Source organism: Photobacterium pectinilyticum (assembly GCF_024357955.1).
In the GTDB taxonomy this organism is placed as follows: Bacteria; Pseudomonadota; Gammaproteobacteria; order Enterobacterales; family Vibrionaceae; genus Photobacterium; species Photobacterium pectinilyticum.
In genome coordinates, this window is sequence record NZ_JANEYT010000151.1 from 1 (window position 1) to 3,304 (window position 3,304).

Consider the following 3,304-nt stretch of genomic DNA (forward strand, 5'->3'; position numbering starts at 1 on the left):
AATAGTTTCTACTTAATAAGTAGGAACGAGTTCTCAAGCAACACACATTCAAGTGTCTTGTGTTTTTTGTCTTCACTTTTTCAAAGTGGAAATAGAAAGAAGAGTCCGGCGAAAACAAAAAATTCTCTTTTATAGAGAGTGAACCTTGGTTGTTGCCATACGAAACCTCTTGGGGTTGTATGGTTAAGTGACTAAGCGTACACGGTGGATGCCTAGGCAGTCAGAGGCGATGAAGGACGTACTAACCTGCGATAAGCCAAGAGAAGATGGTAAGAATCACTATACTCTTGGATTTCCGAATGGGGAAACCCAGCTGCACAAGCAGTTATCGTTACGTGAATACATAGCGTGACGAGGCGAACCGGGGGAACTGAAACATCTAAGTACCCCGAGGAAGAGAAATCAACCGAGATTCCGGCAGTAGCGGCGAGCGAACCCGGATTAGCCCTTAAGCTAGTTTGATGACAGGTGAATGTGCTGGAAAGCACAGCGATACAGGGTGATAGCCCCGTAACCGGTAGCATCTTATCAGTGAAAACGAGTAGGACGGGACACGTGATATCCTGTTTGAAGATGGGGGGACCATCCTCCAAGGCTAAATACTCCTGACTGACCGATAGTGAACCAGTACCGTGAGGGAAAGGCGAAAAGAACCCCTGTGAGGGGAGTGAAATAGAACCTGAAACCGTGTACGTACAAGCAGTAGGAGCACCTTCGTGGTGTGACTGCGTACCTTTTGTATAATGGGTCAGCGACTTAATTTTAGTAGCAAGGTTAACCGATTAGGGGAGCCGTAGGGAAACCGAGTCTTAACTGGGCGTACAGTTGCTAGGATTAGACCCGAAACCAGGTGATCTAGCCATGGGCAGGTTGAAGGTGAGGTAACACTTACTGGAGGACCGAACCGACTAATGTTGAAAAATTAGCGGATGACTTGTGGCTAGGGGTGAAAGGCCAATCAAACCTGGAGATAGCTGGTTCTCCCCGAAAGCTATTTAGGTAGCGCCTCGGACGAATACTACTGGGGGTAGAGCACTGTTAAGGCTAGGGGGTCATCCCGACTTACCAACCCTTTGCAAACTCCGAATACCAGTAAGTACTATCCGGGAGACACACGGCGGGTGCTAACGTCCGTCGTGGAGAGGGAAACAACCCAGACCGCCAGCTAAGGTCCCAAAGTATAGCTAAGTGGGAAACGATGTGGGAAGGCTCAGACAGCCAGGATGTTGGCTTAGAAGCAGCCATCATTTAAAGAAAGCGTAATAGCTCACTGGTCGAGTCGGCCTGCGCGGAAGATTTAACGGGGCTAAGCTATACACCGAAGCTGCGGCAATGCATTTATATGTATTGGGTAGGGGAGCGTTCTGTAAGCGGTTGAAGGTGCATCGTAAGGTGTGCTGGACGTATCAGAAGTGCGAATGCTGACATGAGTAACGATAAAGGGAGTGAAAAACTCCCTCGCCGGAAGACCAAGGGTTCCTGTCCAACGTTAATCGGGGCAGGGTAAGTCGACCCCTAAGGCGAGGCCGAAAGGCGTAGTCGATGGGAAACGGGTTAATATTCCCGTACTTCTTATAATTGCGATGGGGGGACGGAGAAGGCTAGGTGGGCCTGGCGACGGTTGTCCAGGTTCAAGGGTGTAGGCTGTAATCTTAGGCAAATCCGGGATTACACTAGGCTGAGACCCGATGTCGAGCCACTACGGTGGTGAAGTCATTGATGCCATGCTTCCGGGAAAAGCCTCTAAGCTTCAGATTATAAGAAATCGTACCCCAAACCGACACAGGTGGTCGGGTAGAGAATACCAAGGCGCTTGAGAGAACTCGGGTGAAGGAACTAGGCAAAATGGTACCGTAACTTCGGGAGAAGGTACGCTGCCGGCGGTGATGGGACTTGCTCCCTCAGCTGCTGGCAGTCGCAGATACCAGGTGGCTGCAACTGTTTATTAAAAACACAGCACTGTGCAAAATCGAAAGATGACGTATACGGTGTGACGCCTGCCCGGTGCCGGAAGGTTAATTGATGGGGTTAGACTTCGGTCGACGCTCTTGATCGAAGCCCCGGTAAACGGCGGCCGTAACTATAACGGTCCTAAGGTAGCGAAATTCCTTGTCGGGTAAGTTCCGACCTGCACGAATGGCGTAATGATGGCCACGCTGTCTCCACCCGAGACTCAGTGAAATTGAAATCGCAGTGAAGATGCTGCGTACCCGCGGCTAGACGGAAAGACCCCGTGAACCTTTACTACAGCTTGGCACTGAACATTGAACCTACATGTGTAGGATAGGTGGGAGGCTTTGAAACCATGTCGCTAGATATGGTGGAGCCGTCCTTGAAATACCACCCTTGTAGTTTTGATGTTCTAACGTCGCCCCGTTATCCGGGGTGCGGACAGTGCCTGGTGGGTAGTTTGACTGGGGCGGTCTCCTCCCAAAGCGTAACGGAGGAGCACGAAGGTGGGCTAATCACGGTCGGACATCGTGAGGTTAGTGCAATGGCATAAGCCCGCTTGACTGCGAGAATGACAATTCGAGCAGGTGCGAAAGCAGGTCATAGTGATCCGGTGGTTCTGAATGGAAGGGCCATCGCTCAACGGATAAAAGGTACTCCGGGGATAACAGGCTGATACCGCCCAAGAGTTCATATCGACGGCGGTGTTTGGCACCTCGATGTCGGCTCATCACATCCTGGGGCTGAAGTCGGTCCCAAGGGTATGGCTGTTCGCCATTTAAAGTGGTACGCGAGCTGGGTTTAGAACGTCGTGAGACAGTTCGGTCCCTATCTGCCGTGGGCGTTGGATGATTGAGAGGGGCTGCTCCTAGTACGAGAGGACCGGAGTGGACGAACCTCTGGTGTTCGGGTTGTGTCGCCAGACGCATTGCCCGGTAGCTAAGTTCGGAATCGATAACCGCTGAAAGCATCTAAGCGGGAAGCGAGCCTCGAGATGAGTCATCCCTGAACCTATAAGGTTCCTAAAGGGTTGTTGAAGACTACGACGTAGATAGGCAGGGTGTGTAAGCGCTGTGAGGCGTTGAGCTAACCTGTACTAATTGCCTGTGAGGCTTAACCATACAACACCCAAGGGGTTTTTACGGACTCCACGAGCACTTGAATGATGTGCTGAGAACTAGTCAGATTTTCCCAGATTGCTATTTACTGCCAGTAGGCGGTAGATATACAGAATTTGCTTGGCGACCATAGCATTATGGACCCACCTGATCCCATGCCGAACTCAGTAGTGAAACGTAAGCGCGCCGATGGTAGTGTGGGGTCTCCCCATGTGAGAGTAGGACATCGCCAGGCT

The 3,304-nt window shown here is 51.2% G+C and carries 2 rRNA genes; both read left to right on the top strand.

Going from position 1 to position 3,304, the window contains the following annotated elements:
• Positions 1-181: 181 nt before the first annotated feature.
• A 23S ribosomal RNA gene (locus NHN17_RS25470) occupies positions 182-3,071 on the top strand.
• 116 nt (positions 3,072-3,187) lie between these two features.
• Positions 3,188-3,303 (top strand): 5S ribosomal RNA (gene rrf, locus NHN17_RS25475).
• Position 3,304: the final 1 nt, after the last annotated feature.